The 16629-nt window shown below is 49.5% G+C and carries 15 protein-coding genes; 8 read left to right on the top strand and 7 right to left on the bottom strand.

The window, feature by feature from the left end:
• Position 1 precedes the first annotated feature (1 nt).
• Positions 2–1156, top strand: a complete 1155-nt coding sequence (locus tag ACJ8W9_RS08745; RefSeq protein ID WP_411360876.1) for an ABC transporter permease — start codon at positions 2–4, stop codon at positions 1154–1156.
• On the top strand, positions 1149–1847 hold the full coding sequence (locus ACJ8W9_RS08740; RefSeq protein ID WP_411359800.1) for an ABC transporter ATP-binding protein: 699 nt from the start codon (positions 1149–1151) through the stop codon (positions 1845–1847). Before ACJ8W9_RS08745 ends, ACJ8W9_RS08740 begins: the two co-directional genes overlap by 8 nt.
• 9 nt (positions 1848–1856) lie before the next feature.
• On the opposite strand, the gene ACJ8W9_RS08735 is transcribed toward ACJ8W9_RS08740, so the two are convergent.
• On the bottom strand, positions 1857–2342 hold the full coding sequence (locus tag ACJ8W9_RS08735) for a helix-turn-helix transcriptional regulator (RefSeq protein ID WP_411359801.1): 486 nt from the start codon (positions 2340–2342) through the stop codon (positions 1857–1859).
• A gap of 101 nt (positions 2343–2443) precedes the next feature.
• On the opposite strand from ACJ8W9_RS08735, the gene ACJ8W9_RS08730 reads away from it, so the two are divergent.
• From ACJ8W9_RS08730 to ACJ8W9_RS08715, 4 genes are read left to right on the top strand one after another with little or no spacing between them, the layout of a single operon-like run.
• Positions 2444–3646 carry a TolC family protein gene (locus ACJ8W9_RS08730; protein WP_411360875.1) on the top strand — a complete coding sequence of 401 codons (1203 nt, stop codon included), beginning with the start codon at positions 2444–2446 and terminating at the stop codon, positions 3644–3646.
• A complete protein-coding gene (locus tag ACJ8W9_RS08725) occupies positions 3643–4656 on the top strand; it encodes a membrane fusion-like protein (protein WP_411359803.1) in 1014 nt (337 codons plus the stop codon). The genes ACJ8W9_RS08730 and ACJ8W9_RS08725 overlap by 4 nt, the downstream gene beginning before the upstream one ends.
• Complete coding sequence (locus ACJ8W9_RS08720) at positions 4653–7721, top strand: efflux RND transporter permease subunit (protein WP_411360874.1); 3069 nt, start codon at positions 4653–4655, stop codon at positions 7719–7721. Before ACJ8W9_RS08725 ends, ACJ8W9_RS08720 begins: the two co-directional genes overlap by 4 nt.
• On the top strand, positions 7711–8013 hold the full coding sequence (locus ACJ8W9_RS08715; protein WP_411359805.1) for a DUF3240 family protein: 303 nt from the start codon (positions 7711–7713) through the stop codon (positions 8011–8013). Before ACJ8W9_RS08720 ends, ACJ8W9_RS08715 begins: the two co-directional genes overlap by 11 nt.
• 3 nt (positions 8014–8016) lie before the next feature.
• On the opposite strand, the gene ACJ8W9_RS08710 is transcribed toward ACJ8W9_RS08715, so the two are convergent.
• Positions 8017–8547, bottom strand: a complete 531-nt coding sequence (locus ACJ8W9_RS08710; protein ID WP_411359806.1) for a DUF2938 family protein — start codon at positions 8545–8547, stop codon at positions 8017–8019.
• 168 nt (positions 8548–8715) lie between these two features.
• On the opposite strand from ACJ8W9_RS08710, the gene ACJ8W9_RS08705 reads away from it, so the two are divergent.
• Complete coding sequence (locus ACJ8W9_RS08705) at positions 8716–10302, top strand: ABC-F family ATPase (protein WP_411360873.1); 1587 nt, start codon at positions 8716–8718, stop codon at positions 10300–10302.
• 19 nt (positions 10303–10321) lie between these two features.
• Here ACJ8W9_RS08705 and ACJ8W9_RS08700 read toward each other — a convergent pair whose 3' ends face one another.
• Entirely contained in the window at positions 10322–11674 is a 1353-nt protein-coding gene (locus tag ACJ8W9_RS08700) for an alpha/beta hydrolase family protein (protein ID WP_411359808.1), read from the bottom strand.
• 154 nt (positions 11675–11828) lie between these two features.
• Here ACJ8W9_RS08700 and ACJ8W9_RS08695 point away from each other — a divergent pair, with 154 nt between their 5' ends.
• The gene (locus ACJ8W9_RS08695; protein ID WP_411360872.1) at positions 11829–12929 is read left to right on the top strand and encodes a DUF2891 domain-containing protein; all 1101 of its coding nucleotides are present in this window, start codon (positions 11829–11831) and stop codon (positions 12927–12929) included.
• On the opposite strand, the gene ACJ8W9_RS08690 is transcribed toward ACJ8W9_RS08695, so the two are convergent.
• Genes ACJ8W9_RS08690 through ACJ8W9_RS08675 form a run of 4 tightly spaced genes read right to left on the bottom strand, consistent with a single transcriptional unit; the run spans position 12889 to position 16558 of the window.
• Complete coding sequence (locus tag ACJ8W9_RS08690; protein ID WP_411359810.1) at positions 12889–13599, bottom strand: ABC transporter ATP-binding protein; 711 nt, start codon at positions 13597–13599, stop codon at positions 12889–12891. The genes ACJ8W9_RS08695 and ACJ8W9_RS08690 overlap by 41 nt on opposite strands.
• Before the next feature lies 1 nt (position 13600).
• Positions 13601–14806: an ABC transporter permease gene (locus tag ACJ8W9_RS08685; RefSeq protein ID WP_411359811.1), complete on the bottom strand. Its 1206-nt coding sequence runs from the start codon at positions 14804–14806 to the stop codon at positions 13601–13603.
• On the bottom strand, positions 14803–15954 hold the full coding sequence (locus tag ACJ8W9_RS08680) for an efflux RND transporter periplasmic adaptor subunit (RefSeq protein ID WP_411359812.1): 1152 nt from the start codon (positions 15952–15954) through the stop codon (positions 14803–14805). Before ACJ8W9_RS08680 ends, ACJ8W9_RS08685 begins: the two co-directional genes overlap by 4 nt.
• A complete protein-coding gene (locus ACJ8W9_RS08675; protein ID WP_411359813.1) occupies positions 15947–16558 on the bottom strand; it encodes a TetR/AcrR family transcriptional regulator in 612 nt (203 codons plus the stop codon). Before ACJ8W9_RS08675 ends, ACJ8W9_RS08680 begins: the two co-directional genes overlap by 8 nt.
• Between the last annotated feature and the right edge of the window lie 71 nt (positions 16559–16629).

Here is a 16629-nt window from a genome sequence, read left to right as displayed (position 1 = left end):
GATGCAGACGTTGATGATTACGATTGGGGTCGCCGTCGGTGTGGCCGTCATCGTGTTTGTCACCGCACTGATTCAAGGCCTACAAAATAACGTCATTGACCGTACTCTGGGCACCCAAGCCCACATTCGACTCCTCATGCCTGATCAGCGTAATATCAAGGCACCGCTGCCAACAGCAACCTTTGAGTTGCTGCAAGAAGACAAGCGAGCGCAGCGGCTGCGAAGTATCGATAACTGGCAGCGCCTGATCACAGCTCTCGGAGCCCGAACCGATTTGACCGCGGTTTCACCTGTAGTATCAGGGCCAGCTTTAGCGCTACGAGGCGAAGCTGTGGAGTCGGTGGCGCTGGTGGGAATAAACCTTGAACGTTATCAAGCTATCGTACCACTCAGCGAATACATCACTAGCGGACAACTGCGCTTGGGGGCTGATGACGCGCTGATCGGCAGCTTACTTGCGGAGGATCTCGGAGTTCGAGTTGGCAGCAAAATACGCTTGGATACCGGTCAAGCAACGTCTCGTGTGGTCACCATTGCTGGTATTTTCGAGCTAGGTGTGCGTGAGCTTGATGAACGCTATGTCTATATGGATTTGAAACAAGCGCAACCGCTACTCGATCTGGTAGGTGGCGTTACCGTCATCGATCTGAAAGTCGAAGATATTTTCACCGCAGAAACCATCGCTCAACAAGTTGGCCGTATGACGTCGTTAAAAGCAGAAAGTTGGATTGCGACCAACTCGCAGTTAATGAACGCACTCAGCGCACAAAGCTTATCGACTAATATGATCAGCTTTTTTGTGGGGATATCAGTGGCGTTTGGCATTGCCAGTGTGTTGTCGGTCAGTGTTGTGCAGCGCACCCGCGAAATCGGTATTTTGCGGGCAACGGGTGGAACACAGGGCCAAATTCTACGCATATTCTTACTCCAAGGGGCGCTTTTCGGACTATTTGGCTCTGTGTTCGGTATCGCTGTAGCCTATCTTTTGGTGGGCGCGTTCAACACTTTTGGGCCAGGTCTATTCTATATTCCAATACCACCGACACTGGTGATAATTGCACTTGGTTTAGCCACTGTTACCGGGGTTTTAGCGGCTGCAACGCCAGCTCGTCGTGCGGCACGCTTAGACCCGGTAGAGGCGATTCGTTATGTCTGAGCAGAAACGCGAGATTATGCGCCTTGAGGGAATTCGTAAAAGCTACAACGTCGGACAACCGAACGAGATTGAAGTGTTGCATGGCATCGATTTAACGCTGGTTGATGATGACTTTGTTGCCTTAGTTGGGCCATCGGGATCAGGTAAAAGCACCTTACTTAATCTCATGGGATTATTGGACCAGCCGACCGCGGGAGAGCTTTACGTTTTGGGCCAGCCAACACGCAGCATGGAGGACCAACAACGGACTCAGTTGCGTGGCAGTGCGTTGGGTTTTGTTTTCCAGTTTCATCATTTGATTCAAGCCTTTACCGCACTCGACAATGTACTGATGCCGATGATGCTGCGGGCTGGCAAACCTAATCGTGACGCCATTGCTAGGGCACGTGAACTGCTTGCTGCTGTGGGCCTTGAGGATTATCTGCAACGCAAACCGAATGAATTGTCCGGTGGTCAGCAGCAACGGGTGGCTATCGCCAGAGCATTGGCAACGGATCCAGCCCTATTACTAGCCGATGAACCCACCGGCAATCTTGACTCGCAGTCAGCAGAAGATGTGTTCGCGTTGTTTCGTAAAGTACAACAGGAGCATCACTGTGCGGTGCTGTTGGTGACGCATGACAACGATCTCGCCGCGAAATGCGATCGCACCGTGCAATTAGTGGACGGTAGCATAACGCCTGAACCCTAAGCTTTAGAGCTATTCAAGTAACGCGTCGATAAACCAAGCGGATAGTTGATTGCGGCCATTCAGTTCTGATTTAGCATAAATTGCCGAGGCTTGCTGACGAACCGTCTTTTCTTTGGTGTTGCGCACACCGGCAATTTCACTCAACGTCAGTCCCTTCAATAACAGTACGGCGACTTCCTGTTCGCTCGGTGACAACTGCCACTGATCAAAGTGATGCTTAACACTGCCATAAGATGTCATCAACGGCTTTTTTTCTATCGTTTTAGGTTGCTGTTGGTGGCGTTGCAAGCTAACCTTTAATTCAGCAAGTTCTAAATTACGTTTTACGATGCGATTCCACAGAAAAAAGAACGCGGCCAGTGAGACCACAACTGTGATGCCCTCGATGATCAGGTGCCAGGTATCAACGGCCATATGATAATCAGCAATGACGTCGGATATGTTGGCCGCAGCAATGATTAGAAATACGACAAGTAGAATACGATCAACCGACATAAAGTTCCCCTAGAATGCGCTGAATAGGACATGTGTCCGATGTATCAAAGCCTGAATTAACGTAGTTTCGCAGAAGATGATTTTAACCGAAGGAGTGCTCGATGTCTTTGTTAGCCCTTAAGCGTAGTTTTATCCCATTGAGCTTTTGTTTCGCTTGCCTGCCGCAATTGGTGGTCGCACAACAGACGTCTTCTCAACCTGACTCTCTAGTCGCTGCCACTGTTGCCAGGGTTACCGAACAAACATTGACGGGTAACGAGGACTTAGCCGAACGACAGTGGTTAGCGAATGCTCCGCGACTGGCTGTGATGCATTGGCAAACTGATGATGCAATATTTGGCAGTGATGAAAGTGAAGTAACACTCGAACTTGATTTTCTATCGCCGGGTCAACGTGAGCTTTTACAAAGTTCAGAGCAGCTCCAACAGGCTTATCAAAATTTACGCTCACAACAGTTGCGCTTAGAGGTTTCGCGACTCATCCGGCAATTGTTTTGGCAGTATCAGCAAGCGCAAATTGAATTGGATTTTGCGGAGCAAGCGGCAGCGCAACTGGACCAGTTGCACCGCGTCGTTGCAGAGCAGGTTGCCGCGGGTGCTAAAACAAATTACGCACGACTGATTAGTGAGCAACGCTGGCGCGCCGCCGTAAGCCAAGTAAACCAGCAACAACTGGTAGTGCGCGACTTAGCCAATCGCTGGCAACGTTTGACCGGGCAAACGCAGGTGCCGAGTGAGCTTGTTGAAACTGTTATGCAACGTCCGATCGCTTCGTTTAATCAACAACACCCGTCACTGGTCGCACTCGATCTGCAGTGGCAACTTACTTTAGCCGAAGCGCGGCAAACTGCCCGTGCACAGACCAGCTGGACGGTTGCTACGGGCTTCAAACATATTAGCTCTGCGACCGACAGTGAAAATCAATGGGGACTTGGTTTAACCATTCCTATGACTTTTTCACAGTCATTGAGTCCATTTGAGATGTTGGCGTTAAAGCAGCAACAAAATGCCATTGTGACTGAACTTCGGCAGACCCGAATGGCGCTCGATAATGACATCGCCGAGGCCACTAGCCGGCTCGAGCGTACGCAATTACAACTGCAAGCGGCCGCTACCAACGCCGACTTGAGTGAGCAGGTCATTGCGGAGTTAGAGCAGCTCTATCAGCAACAACAGCTCGATACGCAATTGTATATCGACCGTTTTCTTGAGCAGTTGATGCAACAAAAAATAGCAGCACTTACGCAAGCCGAACTCGGCCTAGCGAAAGCTTTATTGAATCAAGCGCAGGGGATAGCTTTATGAAAATTGGTTTTATGTTCGTCGGAGTTGTTTTAGGAGCAGGCCTCAGCGTCAACGCAGCAGCAAACGTCATGAATCGTAGTATCTCTACTGAGGCGGTTGCAAACTACGAATTACAAGCGGAGCCTGTGCAAGCGGTGAAGGAAATTAAGCTGGCTACGGTGATTGCCCGCTATGAACAAACACCAGGTGCGTTATTGACCATCGCTAATCCATTTGAGCATGCGCAGGTTGAATACTTGGCAATGGACGGCCAGTCAGTTGCTGCTGGGGATACAGTGGCGCGCATCAGTGGTCCCGCGGTCGAACATTTCTTTCATCGGCTTGAGGTTGTTACCGAACAATTTGCAGTCGCAACGCAACAGTACACGAACAAAAAGAAACTCTATCAAGCGAATGCGTTATCAGCCGATGAGTGGCAGCAGTTTCTGTCGGGCTACATAGAATTGTCAGATGCCATGCATGAGCTTAACATCCAAACCGCGCTATTTAGCCAAACTGCTGAGGACGTCGCGACTTTACAAGTACCGAGTGCTGGCAAATGGCTAGCAGCGACTGAAGCAATGGCGGTGGGCCAGCTGTTACCGCAAACGCGACTCGCTTTTGCTGCAGAAGTACCAGCAAGCGTCGCCAGTGATGTTCAAGCACTTGAGATACAAGGCCAGCGGATAGAGGTGATTCGTTACGGCGAATCGAGCCGTAATGGTTTAGTCAAAGTTTGGGCGAGTGCCAGTGATAATAAGTGGCTGTTAGGTGAAACTTATGCAGCGCAGCCGATTATTGCTGCCGAGCAAGCCTATCGAGTTCCCGTTGCAGCGGTTACCTCGCTGTATGATAAGTCGATTGTTTTTGTCGCTGACGCTGCACGCATCCAACCCGTAGAAGTTGAAATTCAAAGTTTAGCTGACGGTCACTATTACGTAACTACTCAACAAGCACTTACTTCGCAACTCGTTACAGCCTCGGTACCGGCTTTACAAGCTCTGCTAATTGAGCAGGAGAGCGACGAATGATTGAGCGGATACTCCATTTTTCATTAAAAAACCGGTTGTTTGTTTTTATTGCGTTCTTGTTACTCATTGCAGCAGGTATTCAGTCGCTTCGCACCTTGCCAGTTGATGCCTTCCCGGAGATCTCGCCAACCCAAGTTAATCTTATTTTACGTGCACCTGGAATGGCTGCAGAACGCGTTGAGAACCAAGTCACGCACCCGTTAGAAACCGAGTTGCTTGGCATTCCGCAACAAACCATTTTACGCTCCACCACTAAATACGGTATCACCTCAATCACCCTCGACTTCGAAGAAGGAGTCGATATCTATTGGGCGCGCCAGCAGGTGGCAGAAAAGCTTGCAGCAGTGAGCGGCGATTTTCCTGCCGGTGTGCAGGGTGGCGTTGCGCCAATGAGTACCCCGCTAAGTGAAATGTTCATGTTCACGGTGGAAAATCCAAATCTTAGCTTAGATGAAAAACGGCACTTGCTTGATTGGGTTATCCGACCCACGCTACGAACAGTTCAAGGCGTTGCAGATGTCACCAATCTCGGCGGTAAAGTTCGTACCTTCCAATTTACGCCTGAACTACACAAACTGAGCGCGGCAAAGCTGTCTTTGCCAGCCATTAAAAACGTACTCATGGATGCCAACGAGGTTGGCAATTTGGGACGCGTGACTTTTGGCACCGAGAGTTTTAGTGCGCGTGTTGCTGGGCGCATCGTAGATCTTGAAGATTTAGCTGCTTTGTCGGTGAGTAACGCCGAAGGACAAAGCTTCCGACTTGAGCAACTTGGTAAAGTAGAACTCAGCTACTTGCCTCGCTTTGGTGCAATTACGAAAGACGGTGAAGAGGCAGTTGAGGGGTTAGTTGTTGGCTTGAAAGACGTTAATGCTGCCACTTTAGTAGAGGCAGTTGAGGAAAAGCTTGCGCAAATTGAAACAACCCTACCGGATAACACCGAGATTAATGTGTTTTACAACCGTAAAAGCCTGATTGAGACGGCTGTTTCCGGTATCTCTGATGCGCTAATGCAGTCCATTGTGCTAGTTATTGCGGTATTAGTGTTCTTTTTGCGCAATATCCGAGCTTCATTACTGGTATCTTTGTCGATTCCCGTAGCCGCTTTAATCACTTTTATTTGCTTACAACTATTAGGCCTATCGGCTAACTTGATGAGCTTAGGCGGTATGGTCATCGCCATCGGCATGATCGTCGATTCCTCGGTGGTGATAGCAGAAAAAATCGAAACTGAGTTGAATGCAAACCGTGAATTGCCGCTGCTGCATATTATTTATCGCTCGAGTTTAGCAGTGGCGCCCTCGGTAGTCAGTGGCACCGCTATTGTGATTCTGGTGTTCTTACCCTTGCTTACCCTGACGGGCCTAGAAGGAAAGCTATTTTCGCCAGTGGCACTTACGATTGTGATCGCTATTACTGCCTCTCTCATTACTGCACTGACCCTTATACCCGCATTGAGCTCTTATTTGTTGCGCCCTAAAGATCGTCGTAATAAGTCTCTCGAGCGAATGAAAAGCACCTATCGACGTATTCTGCAGCGCGCACTGAGTCATCAGCGCAAGTTACTGGTGAGTTTTGTCGCTGTGCTCTTGCTAAGTGCAGTGAGCTTCACGCTGGTGGGTAAAATTTTCATGCCGACCATGGACGAGGGCGATATTATCGTGCAGTTGGAAAAGTCGCCTGCAATCTCACTGCAGGAGTCTATTGCGCTTGACCAACAGGTGGAGCGTGAGCTGTTAGAACAGATTCCAGAAATCAAACAAATTGTCGCTCGAACGGGCTCAGACGAACTGGGCTTAGACCCTATGGGATTGAACGAGACCGACGTTTTTATGGAGTTGATTCCAACTGATGAGTGGCGATTTTCATCTAAGCAAGAGCTGGTCGATGCGATACGCGAAGTGGTATCCGGCTATGCCGGGATGAACGTGAATTTTACCCAGCCGATTCAAATGCGTATTTCCGAAATGCTGACCGGTAGTAGCGGCGATGTATCGATAAAAGTATTCGGTGATGACATGGATACCTTGGCTGATCTTGCCGATCAGGTTGTTGCGCAAACGGAACAAGTTGATGGCGCGGTCGATGTGCAAGCCAGTGTGATCACTGGTGCCCGTTTTCTGAGTATCGTGCCAGATATGAACCTGCTGCGTTTTTATGGTATTTCCAAGCAAGAGTTCAGTGAGTTTATTCACTCGCAGCTGACAGGGTTTCAAGTGTCTGAGGCCGTAGATGGCCGGATTCGCACGCCGATTGTGTTTGGCTCACAGCAAGCAAACGGGAGTTTTCATGCGATAAGCATGATTCAAGCGTTGCCAATTGTGACCCAAGCGGGAGACGTGGTCGCTTTGCAGCAGGTTGCAGAGGTTACCTTTGATGAGGGGCCGGCGATTATTGAGCGCGAAAATAGCAACCGTTATGCCCTGATCACGGCCAACGTGGAGAATCGTGACGTGGTGGGATTTGTCGACGATGTGAAGGGACAAATTGCCAACACAATAAAGCTCGAGCCGGGCTACTTCATGGAATATGGTGGTGAGTTTGAGAATCAAGCACGCGCCAGCGCGAAAATCTTAATGGTGATCCCGGTGGTGTTGTTGCTGATCATTATTTTGCTTTTTAGCACCATGGGGTCGTTATCGTTGACCACTATTATTCTTTCGAATATTCCTTTCGCCTTAAGTGGCGGCGCCATCTCGTTGTGGCTAAGTGGTGAATATATGTCGGTTCCTGCTTCGGTCGGTTTTATCGCGCTTATGGGCGTTGCCATTTTAAACGGGATTGTAATGGTGAGTCACTTTGAGCAAATCAAAATTCACTTTAATAACTTACCAGAGCTAATTTTAGAAGGTGCCAGCGATCGCTTGCGCCCAGTCTTAATTACCGCGATTACTGCCATATTTGGTTTATTGCCGTTGCTGTTCGCGAGTGGCCCAGGTTCGGAGATCCAACGTCCACTTGCAGTTGTGGTCATTGGTGGTTTGCTAACCGCAACCTTAGCGACGTTATTATTATTACCAGTGCTTTATCGCCTGGCAAATCGGAGTCAGTACCATGAGTCTTAAGCTGCTTAAAATCTACTTTAGCGAAGCACAAAAACCCGATGTTATTGACGCCCTATTAAAAGCGAAAGTAGTGAGTGGATTTAGTGTGTACGCTATCGATGGTTTCGGTCGAGTTCATGAGCGCTACGATATTTCTGAACAAATTCGTGGCGCTCGGCGCATGGTCATAGCTGAAGTTGTGTGCGAACCTGACGTCATCAAAGCTGTAGAACAGGCCATCAGCACCTTACATTTTAAGGATCCGATTCGCTATATGGTGCATAATGTCGAAGATTGTGGTCACTGGCACTAAGCGCTAACGAGACTTTGCAACCAAAGGTCGTAGTAAATAGCCACCGAGCCATAACCCAATGGCAAAAATGACGTGCGAATAGACAACCTTTAACTGCGCTGCCAAGGGATCTGGGGTATTTAAACCGGCAATGCCGCTCCCCATCCCTGGCTGCATCAGAAAGTAGGGGATAGCGCAGGTAACAAGGCCAACGAACAATGCTGGCCAAAACTTCGGTGCATCAAACCATTTAAGTTTCCATAACGCCAGTAACATCCAAGCAAATAAAACTCCAATGGCATAATGACCAAACCAACCCATTGCCAGTTCACCTGGTTTAGCCGCCGCCGCTTTGATGGATTCATGAACAAACTGCCCGTCGAACATATAAAGTACCCAGCGACCAATGAATTCATAGCGTGTGAGTGGGGTATTTAATGCGACATGTTGCAGATAGTTAATGAGGTCAAGGAAGGCGGTTGCTATGACGCCCAACAAAACGCTGTAAATCATGATTTGTAATGGGTGGGTCGTGTTGCGATACAAAGTGGTCATGGTAAGCTCCGAGTTTAGAAAGCTATGTTTTGTTATAGTATAACAATAGCCCATTATTTTAGAAGTTTCTACAATAATGCGCAAACCATCACTGATCGCAAACTTTCCTAGCAATTTCGCGCCAAAACACGTAGATTACGCGCCTATTTTTTCATCGGGTGTACTATCGTGATTTCTGCTGCAAACATCACCATGCAATTTGGTGCTAAGCCTCTATTTGAGAACATTTCCGTAAAATTTGGTGAAGGGAATCGTTACGGCCTGATTGGCGCCAACGGTTGCGGTAAATCGACCTTCATGAAAATTTTGAGTGGCGAGCAAGAGCCGTCAGCGGGAAATGTCTCGATTGAGCCGAATATGCGCGTCGGTAAATTACGGCAGGACCAGTTCGCGTACGAGCAGTTCTCGGTGGTAGATACCGTGATCATGGGGCATGAAGAGCTCTGGCAAGTGAAAGCTGAGCGTGATCGCATTTACGCTTTGGCAGACATGAGTGAAGACGATGGCATGCGCGTGGCCGACCTAGAAGTCGCCTTTGCCGAAATGGATGGTTACACCGCCGAGTCGCGAGCGGGCGAGTTGTTGCTTGGCGTGGGGATTCCATTAGAAGCGCATTTTGGTTTGATGAGCGAGCTGGCGCCGGGCTTGAAGCTACGGGTGTTGCTTGCGCAAGTACTGTTCTCTGAGCCAGACATCATGCTGCTCGACGAACCGACCAACAACTTGGACATCAACACTATTCGCTGGCTGGAAAATGTGTTGAACGAGCGCCAAGCGACCATGATTATTATCTCGCATGACCGCCATTTCTTGAACAGCGTCTGCACGCACATGGCGGATATCGATTATGGCGAGTTGCGCGTGTATCCGGGTAATTACGACCAATACATGTTTGCAGCGACCCAAGCACGCGAGCAGTTGCTCAGCGATAACGCCAAGAAAAAAGAGAAAATTGCAGAATTGCAGCAGTTTGTCAGTCGCTTCTCAGCGAACGCTTCGAAAGCTAAGCAGGCGACTTCGCGCGCTAAGCAAATCGAGAAGATCCAGCTGGCCGAAGTCAAGGCGTCTAGCCGCATCAGCCCTTACATCCGCTTTGAGCAAGACAAAAAGCTCTATCGCCTAGCGCTGGAAATGGAAGGTGTTCATAAAGCTTTTGACGACCTGCAGGTGCTGCGCAATATCAACGCGATGATCGAAGTCGGCGAAAAAGTCGCGATTATCGGTGCTAACGGTATTGGTAAGACTACTTTGCTCAAGTGTTTGGTTGGCCAACAACAGGCGGACAGCGGCCTGATTAAGTGGTCAGAAAACGTCAACATCGGTTATTACGCGCAAGATCACGCGGACTGGTTTAAAGAAAAATTGACTGTGTTTGACTGGATGAGCCAATGGAAGCAACCGCATCACGACGAACAAGCGATTCGTGGCGTATTGGGTCGCATGTTGTTCTCGCAAGATGACATTAAAAAGCCAGTTACGATTCTATCCGGTGGTGAAAAAGGTCGGATGATTTTCGGTAAGCTCATTCTGCAGCGCCCGAATATCTTGATTATGGATGAACCGACCAACCACTTGGATATGGAGTCCATCGAAGCGCTCAACCTAGCTCTTGAGCACTACGATGGCACCTTATTATTTGTCAGCCACGACCGCGAATTTGTGTCGTCATTGGCATCGCGCATCATCGAACTGACCGAAACCGGCATGCGCGATTTCGCCGGTACTTATGACGAATATTTGGCGCAACAAGCTTAGAGTGGAGCGGTGGTGATAGTCACTCTACCACCACCGCATGAATCCACTTGGCGATCCTTTGTGTGACCTTGGTGTCAAAGCCGTTTGGCAGATTTTGGTAAAGCTCAACGTTGCCATCTTGCGTTGCTTGGAACAGATGGTTGTAGTTGGGCAGAATCACGGTCTCAATGTCAGCTTCCTTACAGTTGGTAAGCGCTTGCTGCAAGCCTGCTACATTTTCCTGAGCCGGCACCTGTACGTCTTTGTCGCCATTCATAATGAGCGTTGGCAAACACAATTCACGCCAATAACGTGTTGGGTCGGTGCCAAGAATGCCATGTAAAGCAGCGTCGTGAATATTGTCTGGTGATAGCGTGTAGCTAGACGCGCCGTAGGTCTGGTAAATATTGCGCTGTGCTGGAGTCAGTTCAGCAAGTAACGCAGCAATGCTTGCTTCTCGATCGGCGTCGCTCGTTGCCACGAGCACCCGCTGATAAAACGCTTCAGCAATGTGTTGCAAGGTTTCAGCTTGTTCGAGCGTCGCACCTTTCGCCATGGATTCCGTTTTGTCTTGCAGTACGATGGCATCGATGCCATTCAAGCCGACCCCACCTAAACTAATAAGAAACTTAGGAGTGACTTGATTCGCGGCCATGGCGATGACGGTCGAGCCCTCACTATGCCCGACAAAACCGATTGCTGCATTAGGATAGCGCTCACTGAGCAGCTGATATGCGGCGAGATAATCGGTCGTGAAATCACTTACGTCTGCCGCTATATAATTACCTTGCGAGCGACGAATACCACGCTTGTCGTAGCTAAATACCGCAATGTCGTCGCTGGCAAGTTGGCGCGCAAGATTGTTGTAAAGCAAGTGTTTACCGATGGTTCCGGCACGATCCGATGGGCCACTGCCATGGGCAATAAGTGCGATAGTGTTTATCTTACCTTGCTCTGGAACATACAAACTGCCACTCAGCCAATGGCCATCCGCCGACTGAAACTGCAGTTCTTGCACCTGGGTATCAGCCGTGCTCTCAACCGCAACCTGGCACATCTCAACAGGGATTTCGATGCCCTGGATAAGTTCGCCGCTCCAACACTGGTCTGAGCCTTCTCGCAATGCTAATTCCGCGCCTAGGGTCGGTAGTGTCATCGAGATGCTGCTAGGACCAAGCACTAGGTTGTTAACGGGGATATTGGCAATGCCTTGTGCTGGACTATTAACGTTGGCCGTAGCGCCATAGCTTTGCTGATAAATCGTCAGTTCTAACGGCAATTGCTGTTGATCAGGTAAGGTCGCGTGACCCGCCCATTTTTCGGTTTGGCGTTCGGCACTCGATGCGCTATTTACTAAAAAAATAGTCAAAAGCGCGATGAATATCTTCTTCATGATGGTTTCCAAGGGGTTGCAATAATCTCTCATCAGGAATTAAGCAAAAACTGTGCCAACCATCCGTTGTCGCTTAATGCTTCCCAATAAAGTCACTTCACGGCATGATGTGGCTACAAACTATACAAAGATAGACGGACTTTGGGACGCCACAATGAATAAATTACTGAATACCGCAGCACTCGTTATCTCTGCCTCATTATGTCACGCCGCAATGGCATCGGAAGCTTCGCACGAGCTGACGCTAACCGAAGCTGACAAACTGATTACTTTGCCTCTGCATTGCGTCGAGACCCCGTACCCTTACAAAACCGGTATCGTGTTGGGCAGCGCTGATGATTTAAAAGAACCGGCGCAACATCACCCTATTTTCTACGGTTGCTTCGATTGGCACAGTGCTGCGCACGGCTATTGGTCGCTGGTGACTTTGCTGCGGCAATTTCCGGAAATGGAGCATGCCGATGAGGCACGCGCGATCCTCGAGCGTAATCTCACCGCTGAAAACGGTCAGCGCGAAGCTGCGTTTTTTAGCAAAGACATCAATAAATCGTTTGAGCGTACCTATGGTTGGGCGTGGTTATTGAAGTTGTCAGATGAGCTTAAAGCATGGGATGGCCCGAAAGCGGCGGAGTATGCCGCCAACTTGCAACCATTGGTGGATGTCATCGTGCAACGCTATATGGAATTCCTACCACAGTTGTTGTATCCAGTAAGGGTCGGTGAGCACAGCAACACCGCGTTTGGCCTAAGCTTTGCGCACGACTATGCGGTCAATCACGGGCTCACCGAGCTGCAAGAACTGATCGAAGCGCGCGCGCGAAACTATTTTAGCGACGACGAGAACTGCCCAATTAGCTGGGAACCGAGCGGTTATGACTTTATTTCGCCGTGCCTAGAAGAAATTGGCTTGATGCAGCGGGTGTTGCCAGCTGACGAATTTTTACCGTGGCTGCAAGCGTTTATGCCACAACTCGCCGACAAAGATTACAGTCTGGCAGTAGGCAAAGTCAGCGACCGTAGCGATGGCAAACTGGTCCACTTAGATGGCCTCAATTTCAGCCGCGCGTGGAATTTATATGCGCTGGCGAATGCCTACCCGCAGTATGCCCATTTACGCGCTGTTGCTGACCAACATATGGCGTATTCCTACCCGAACTTGATTGGCGATAGTTATGAAGGTGGGCATTGGTTGGGTAGTTTTGCGATTCAAGCGCTTAACTCGGCAGTCGACCTTCGCCAGCCTCCTCAGTCGTGACGCCGTCACGAATGTGGTAAATACGCTTGAAGGTGGGAATGATCTTTTCGTCGTGGGTCACCACGATGATGGCGGTTTCAAATTTTTTTGCCATGTCATTTAAAATTCGAATCACTGCCATGGCGCGCTCGGAATCCAGTGGCGCAGTTGGTTCATCGGCCAGAATTACCGGCGGACGGTTGATTAAACCGCGCGCAATGGCAACCCGCTGTTGTTCGCCGCCTGAGAGCTGTGACGGGAAAGCTTGCGCACGGTGATGTACATCAAGAGCGGTCAGCAGTTCCAGCGCACGAGCACGTGCTTCGGCATTGCTGACACCCGCTAACATCGGCAATAGCGCAACGTTGTCGACGACGTCTAAAAACGGGATGAGGTAGGGCGATTGAAAAATAAACCCTATCTTGTCGCGCCGCAGCGCCCGTAAGTCTGAGACTTTCCAGCTTTGCTCAAAAATAGTTTGCTCGCCCAGCGTCATTTTTCCTGAAGTAGGTGTAATCACTGCGCCGAGTGACTTGAGTAGGGTACTTTTGCCTGATCCCGACGGGCCTATCAGGCCCACGACTTCACCAGGTGCTACATTCATGTTCACATCTTTAAGTGCATCAACAGCGGTATCACCACTGCCATAACGTTTGCTTAAATGTTCAATGCGTATTCCATGTTTCGACATATTAGCCTCCAATGGCTTCTGCTGGGTCAACTTTGAGTGCCATACGAATGGCGATGACGCTAGAAAGCGCACTTATGACAAGTACCAAGAAAAGGCCGATGAAGGCGTCTTGAGTAAGCAATAAAACGTGCTTAGGGAACAGTGGAGCAGCGAAGGCGGCGGTTATTTTACCAATGACAAAGCCGATAATGCCGAGCACCAAAGCTTGTTGCATGATCATGGCCGCAATGGTGCGATTGCGTGTGCCGATAAGCTTCAATACCGCTATTTCACGGATTTTATCCATGGTTAAGGTGTAAATAATAAAGGCAATGATGGCCGCACTGACAACGGCAAGGATGACCAAAAACATGCTGATTTGGCGAGCCGAAGTAGCGATGAGCTTACCCAGTAAAATCTCTTCCATGTCGGCCCGAGTGTAAACGGTTAAGCGCTTCCAGCGGCTGATTAAGTGGGCCATTTCGTCTTGCGACACTTGAGGCTCAAGCCTTACCAGAATAGCGTTGACGAAATTATTAGTGGTTTGTGAGTCGATAACTGCTTGGGTTACCCCCATTGCAGACGGTTGCTGAAATGCAGGGTTTGCTTCAGTTCGGCGCCGGCTTTGCCAAATGGCATCATTGTCTTTTAGAAACTGTGCTTCTTGCGCATCTTTTAACGGTATGAAAATCATCGGATCGCCACTAGATGACACCATCCGCCGAGTGAGTCCGACAACGGTAAAGTCTTTGCGCCGAATACGCACGGTATCACCGATAACGAAGCCAGTTGCAATATCTGCCACAGCTTCATAATGACCGTGGGTGAGATAGCGCCCAGCCACCAAATAAGGTGGCCATCCCGGTGCAGCAAAACGTTCCCCAGGGACAATGCCAACCACCATTGAGCGAACATCGCGTTGGTCTTTGCGAACTTGCATGGTCAAGTAGGTTACATTTGCCACTTCGGCGACACCTGGCATTGCACTGATGGTACGATAAAGGTCATCACTTAGGCTCGACGATTCGGCATAGGGCCCGAGAGTGTTTTGCTGGACCACCCACAAATCAGCGCCACTGTTATCAAGTAAGGCTTTACCGTCATCAACCATACCTCGATAAACACCGGCCATCACAAAAGTTACCCCAATTAGCAGTCCAAGTCCGACGCCAGTAAAGATAAACTTACCCCATGAATGCAGGATATCGCGTCCAGCCAGGCTGATCATTCAACGGACTCCACTAGAGTTTTAACCTGTTGAATAGAGCTACGTGCAGAGATCTCTCTTTCACTGAATAGCACGATCGCATCGCCTTTTTGTAACCCCTCCAGCACTTGCACATTGCCATCGAGGTCGGAGCGACCTAAAACGATAGGCGCAAAGTGCAAGTCATCTTGCTGCACGCGCCATACGCCTAACTCGCCGTTCAATCGATGGATAGCAGCATTGGGAATTACCAGTGTGGGTGCTAGCTCAGCCAAGCTCACATTCACCTCGGTTAATTCACCGATGCGTGGTAACGGGTCCGGAATCTGAGTGAAAACAACTTTTGCCAAGGTTTCTTCAGTGATCGCATCGGCTTTTAATTCAACACGCTCGACTCGAGCTTGCAGTGCAAGGTGCTGTTGTGATCGCAGTGTGACCGTGGCGGGTAAGCCCTTACGCAGGCCGGTGGCACTGATTTGATCAAAGCGAACATTGACCCAGATGCTGGCGGGATCGATCAGTTCAAGTATGGTTTGTCCGCTGGGGACGGTGGAACCAACTTCAGCGTTGCGAGCAATCACAACACCATTGGCTGGCGCCACTAAGTCGAGTTCTTGGCGCTGCACGAGCAGGGCTTGATAATCGGCTTCGTTACGGTCAAGTTCATCTTTTACGCGCACAAGCGTAGCGCGCGCAACGGCCAAGGCTTGCTGCTTTGCCGCCAAGTCATCTGCACTTACTGCGTTGGTTGCATAAAGCGCTGCGTAACGCTCAGCTTGAGCATCGGCGTAGTTCAATTTAGCCTCAGCCTCAGTAATGCTGGCACCAGCTGCTTGTAATGCTGCTGCTTTTGCAGCGATGCGTTGTTCTAGGTCGATAGGTTCTAGTTTGACCAACACGGAACCTTGTTCAACCTCGTCACCTACGTCAGCAAAAAGCGTTTTAATCCGAGCTGGGTAAGCATAACCAAGAGTATAGGTATAGCGCGCCTCGACCGTACCAATGCCAAATAGTGCTGGTTTTAGCGATTGCTCTTGGACTTTTGTCGTGACCACTTTTACCGGTGCGAGTGGGCCACTATTCATCACTACATAACCGAGTAGGAAAAGAAGCGGCACCATAACAAGAATGAGAGCAATGGCTTGTTTATGGGCTTTAAAATCAATCATATGAGACCTCGATGCCATGGCGGTAAATGTCGAATACTTTTGGCGCTTGGCTGTGCATTAAACTAATGTTGTTAACCAGCAACGATTGCATGACCAAGCCCTGAATAGTGCCGATCAAGAGAGATGCTGCCGCATTGGTATCGAGGTCGGTGCGCACTAAGCCTTGTGTTTTGCCATCCTCTAACAGCCGTTGAATACGTGCGCTGTAGGACTTAAGTAATGTGGTCGCTATTTGCTTGGGCACACTCGGCTGTTTGCGCTGAAGCTCGCTAAACAGCATCCGCGGGGCCCCTGGATACTCACTGACAAAACGAATGTGGGCAAAAAACATCGCCTCAATCGCTTCTATAGGAGCGGTCTTTGACTGTTCAGCTTGCTCGATACGGCTGAGTAATTTGTCTGCGACCCACTGAATAACAGCTTGTACAATCGCATCTTTGGTTGGGAAGTGCTTAAATAGCGCACCTTGAGTGACGCCCATTGCTTTGGCGATATCGGTGGTAGATATTTCGCTGGGATTTCTCTCGGCGGCGAGTGTAACAACAATAGCGACCGTTGCGGCGCGGCGCTCTTCTGCTTTCATGTAATTGGCTTGTGGACTCATGATAGACTCAAAAGTAAGTAAGTTATTACTATCTTACGCCTGTCGTTGAGGCTGTCAATCATGTGCTTAAA

Source organism: Pseudidiomarina salilacus (assembly GCF_047323925.1).
GTDB lineage: Bacteria > Pseudomonadota > Gammaproteobacteria > Enterobacterales > Alteromonadaceae > Pseudidiomarina > Pseudidiomarina salilacus.
This window is presented reverse-complemented; position numbering and strand designations above follow the sequence as displayed.

Excerpts from the sequence above, each read along its gene's own strand:
- ACJ8W9_RS08745 (WP_411360876.1), top strand. The coding sequence starts at position 2 with ATGCAGACGTTGATGATTACGATTGGGGTCGCCGTCGGTGTGGCCGTC.
- ACJ8W9_RS08740 (WP_411359800.1), top strand. The coding sequence starts at position 1,149 with ATGTCTGAGCAGAAACGCGAGATTATGCGCCTTGAGGGAATTCGTAAA.
- ACJ8W9_RS08735 (WP_411359801.1), bottom strand. The coding sequence starts at position 2,342 with ATGTCGGTTGATCGTATTCTACTTGTCGTATTTCTAATCATTGCTGCG.
- ACJ8W9_RS08730 (WP_411360875.1), top strand. The coding sequence starts at position 2,444 with ATGTCTTTGTTAGCCCTTAAGCGTAGTTTTATCCCATTGAGCTTTTGT.
- ACJ8W9_RS08725 (WP_411359803.1), top strand. The coding sequence starts at position 3,643 with ATGAAAATTGGTTTTATGTTCGTCGGAGTTGTTTTAGGAGCAGGCCTC.
- ACJ8W9_RS08720 (WP_411360874.1), top strand. The coding sequence starts at position 4,653 with ATGATTGAGCGGATACTCCATTTTTCATTAAAAAACCGGTTGTTTGTT.
- ACJ8W9_RS08715 (WP_411359805.1), top strand. The coding sequence starts at position 7,711 with ATGAGTCTTAAGCTGCTTAAAATCTACTTTAGCGAAGCACAAAAACCC.
- ACJ8W9_RS08710 (WP_411359806.1), bottom strand. The coding sequence starts at position 8,547 with ATGACCACTTTGTATCGCAACACGACCCACCCATTACAAATCATGATT.
- ACJ8W9_RS08700 (WP_411359808.1), bottom strand. The coding sequence starts at position 11,674 with ATGAAGAAGATATTCATCGCGCTTTTGACTATTTTTTTAGTAAATAGC.
- ACJ8W9_RS08695 (WP_411360872.1), top strand. The coding sequence starts at position 11,829 with ATGAATAAATTACTGAATACCGCAGCACTCGTTATCTCTGCCTCATTA.
- ACJ8W9_RS08690 (WP_411359810.1), bottom strand. The coding sequence starts at position 13,599 with ATGTCGAAACATGGAATACGCATTGAACATTTAAGCAAACGTTATGGC.
- ACJ8W9_RS08685 (WP_411359811.1), bottom strand. The coding sequence starts at position 14,806 with ATGATCAGCCTGGCTGGACGCGATATCCTGCATTCATGGGGTAAGTTT.
- ACJ8W9_RS08680 (WP_411359812.1), bottom strand. The coding sequence starts at position 15,954 with ATGATTGATTTTAAAGCCCATAAACAAGCCATTGCTCTCATTCTTGTT.
- ACJ8W9_RS08675 (WP_411359813.1), bottom strand. The coding sequence starts at position 16,558 with ATGAGTCCACAAGCCAATTACATGAAAGCAGAAGAGCGCCGCGCCGCA.